Source organism: Sporomusa sp. (assembly GCF_057736855.1).
Genome location: NZ_JBYKYF010000348.1, coordinates 1 through 2,906, shown reverse-complemented (window position 1 = coordinate 2,906; position 2,906 = coordinate 1). Strand labels below are relative to the sequence as shown.

Sequence of the window (2,906 nt, the reverse complement as noted above, 5' to 3'; positions counted from 1 at the left end):
GATGGTCCTCATCCAGCCAAACGAACCTTTCAGGCCATTAGAATCGAAGTAAATAACGAACTTGGTATTTTGCGGGATACCTTCATTACCGCCGTAGACAGACTAAAACCCGGAGGACGTATTGGGATAATTACTTTTCATTCATTAGAAGACCGAATTGCCAAACAGACGCTTCAAGATTTGGCCAAAAGCTGTGTTTGTCCGCCCAAAATACCGATTTGTGTCTGCAATACGAAAGCAAAAGTTAAGTTGAAGGGTAAGCCGATAGTACCATCGGCTGATGAACTTGAACGCAATCCACGGGCCCGCAGTGCAAAGCTGCGGTTAGCAGAAAAGTTACCCTGACAAATTGTTCTAAATAAAGGGGAGGAACAATAAAGATGTTAGTACAGAAAAAGCAAGAAGTATATGGTTATGAACCGAAAGTCGCCTCACCTGCGCCTAAGATTGTGCAAAAAGCGGATAAACAATTGCGTGTCAAGTGCCTGATATTAGTTTCTTTAGCTATGTTAATTGCTGGGGTTACAACGCTGCAGCGTGCTGCCATTGTTCAAGCAGGCTATGATTTAGTGAAAGTAAAAAGTCAAGTCGCTCAAATAGAAAAAGAAAATGAACTCTTGCGTCTGGAAATTGCCAAACTTAAATCACCGCAGCGTATTGAAGAAATTGCGATCAAAGAGTTAGGCATGGTTATACCTAAGAATGCATATTTTGCAGCAGCGACGACTACAGCAGATCAGTCCATAACAGTATCTAAACCAGACGAGAGCGTTGCTGAGAAGCTGTTGAGTGCAATCAAAGTTCACAAGGCGGAGGCGAGTAAAGGGCGGTAATTTAAACGATGGGGGAGATTTATGAGTGGCGTCTGTTTCGCATGTTACCATCAGAAAGAGGGTAGCCTTCCTTTTTCTTGTCATATCGGTAATCATGATGGGGTTGATTGGTCGCTTACTTTATCTCCAGTTTTATAAAAGTGCCTGGCTTTCGGAAAATGCTATTGATCAACGCATACGTGAAATTCCTGTTGAGGCCAAACGAGGAACTATTTATGACAGGCATGGTCGTGAACTTGCGGTAAGTGTCAGTACCGAATCTGTATACGCAATACCTGCCGAAATACGCAATCCTGAAGAAACAGCAGCCAGCCTGGCTGCTATTTTGGCGTTGGATGAAAATAATCTAAAGAATAAACTCAAGAGACGACAGGCATTTACTTGGATTAAACGGAAAATTGATGCTGAGACCGCACGTAAGATACAAATGCTAAATATCCCAGGAATTGGTCTGACCCAGGAAGGACAGCGCCATTATCCTCATGATAATTTAGCATCACATGTTTTGGGGTTTAATGGGATTGACAGCCAGGGACTAGATGGGGTAGAACTGACTTTCGATAGCTACCTAAAGGGGCGTCCTGGCAGTATTGTTATCGAATATGATGCCAGAGGCAGAGAGATACCGCATGCTTCTCACCGGTATGTGGCGCCTGTTGAAGGGAATGACATTTATCTTACCATTGATTTGGTGATTCAGCAGATTGTTGAGCGTGAACTTGATCGGGTAATGAAGGAGACTCAGGCTAAAGCAGCGACCATTATTGCCATTGATCCCCGTGACGGCAGTATTTTAGCACTCGCAAACAGGCCGGATTATAATCCGAACAGATTTAGTGAGTTTTCCCCCAAACTTTGGCGTAATATTGCCGTTTCAAACGCCTATGAGCCTGGATCGACCTTTAAAATTATTACTACCTCTGCCGCTATGTCAGAACATATTGTAAAACTGGAAGAGCGGTTCTTTGATCCTGGTGAAGTCGAGGTGCAAGGGCGTTATATCCACTGTTGGAAACATGGCGGACATGGCAGCCAAAGTTTTACCGAAGTGGTACAAAACTCTTGCAATGTCGGATTTGTTACTGTAGGCTTGCGGTTAGGACGTGAATCCTTTTACCGGTATATTGATGCCTTTGGCTTTGGTCGTCCCACCAATATTGATTTGCCGGGAGAAGCAAAGGGGATTCTTATTGATAGTACCAAAGCAACTCCCATTAATATTGCAACCATGTCGATTGGGCAGAGTATTGCGGTTACTCCCGTTCAACTGGTTACAGCGGTAGCGGCAGTAGCTAATAACGGGAAGTTGTTAAGGCCACAGATCGTGAGAGAAGTGAGGGACAAATCGGGGCAAGTCATCAGAGAATTTAAGCCCGATGTTGTTCGTCAAGTGCTTGACCCTTCTGTAACGAAACACGTTAATGAAATATTGGAGTCGGTAGTGTCACAGGGCACCGGGAAAAATGCATATATTGAAGGATTTAAAATTGCCGGAAAAACCGGTACCGCGCAAAAGGTGGGGGCCGGCGGATATGCACCAGGTAAATATGTAGCCTCATTTGTCGGGTTTGCGCCAGCCGATAACCCGCAGATAGCCATGTTGGTGATTATTGATGAACCTGTTGGGCTATACTATGGCGGACAAATTGCTGCGCCAGTATTTGGTGCTGTCATGAAAGATGTATTGCAATATCTCAAAATTAATCCGCAGCTAACCCCGTTAGCTACATCCGAAAAGGCTGAAGCCCACGTAGTGGTTCCGAGTTTGATTAATGTAAGTATCCCTGACGCTGTGAACGAACTAAAAAAAGTCGGTTTGACTCCTAGAATAGAAGAAGGCGGCGATAGAATCGCAGACCAGATTCCTAAACCAGGCAGCCGCATACCTGCTGGGGGCACAGTGCTATTGTATACAACCACGCCAAGGTATTTGGCAGGTGAGATTACGGTACCGGATTTAACTGGGCGGACTCAGTGGGAGGCCGCAACTATGTTGGCAGAACTGGGATTGGTTGTAAATCTGGTTGGAACTAACGATCAAGATGGTAAAGTGATTCAGCAGAATCCGCTACC

3 protein-coding genes are annotated in these 2,906 nt (G+C 44.9%); all 3 read left to right on the top strand.

Annotation, left to right across the window (positions count from 1 at the left end; genetic code table 11):
- Window positions 1-345, top strand: a 345-nt coding sequence (mraW, locus tag AC29Z1_RS15970; RefSeq protein WP_488272446.1) for a 16S rRNA (cytosine(1402)-N(4))-methyltransferase, incomplete at its 5' end; no start/stop codon positions are given.
- 35 nt (window positions 346-380) lie between these two features.
- Window positions 381-833, top strand: coding sequence for a cell division protein FtsL (gene ftsL / locus AC29Z1_RS15965; RefSeq protein ID WP_488272445.1), 453 nt, complete (start codon window positions 381-383; stop codon window positions 831-833).
- Window positions 834-858: 25 nt separating this feature from the next.
- A partial coding sequence (locus tag AC29Z1_RS15960) for a stage V sporulation protein D (RefSeq protein ID WP_488272444.1) occupies window positions 859-2,906 on the top strand: 2,048 nt, incomplete at its 3' end.

Coding starts and splice junctions, on each gene's coding strand:
- ftsL (WP_488272445.1), top strand. CDS start 381: ATGTTAGTACAGAAAAAGCAAGAAGTATATGGTTATGAACCGAAAGTC.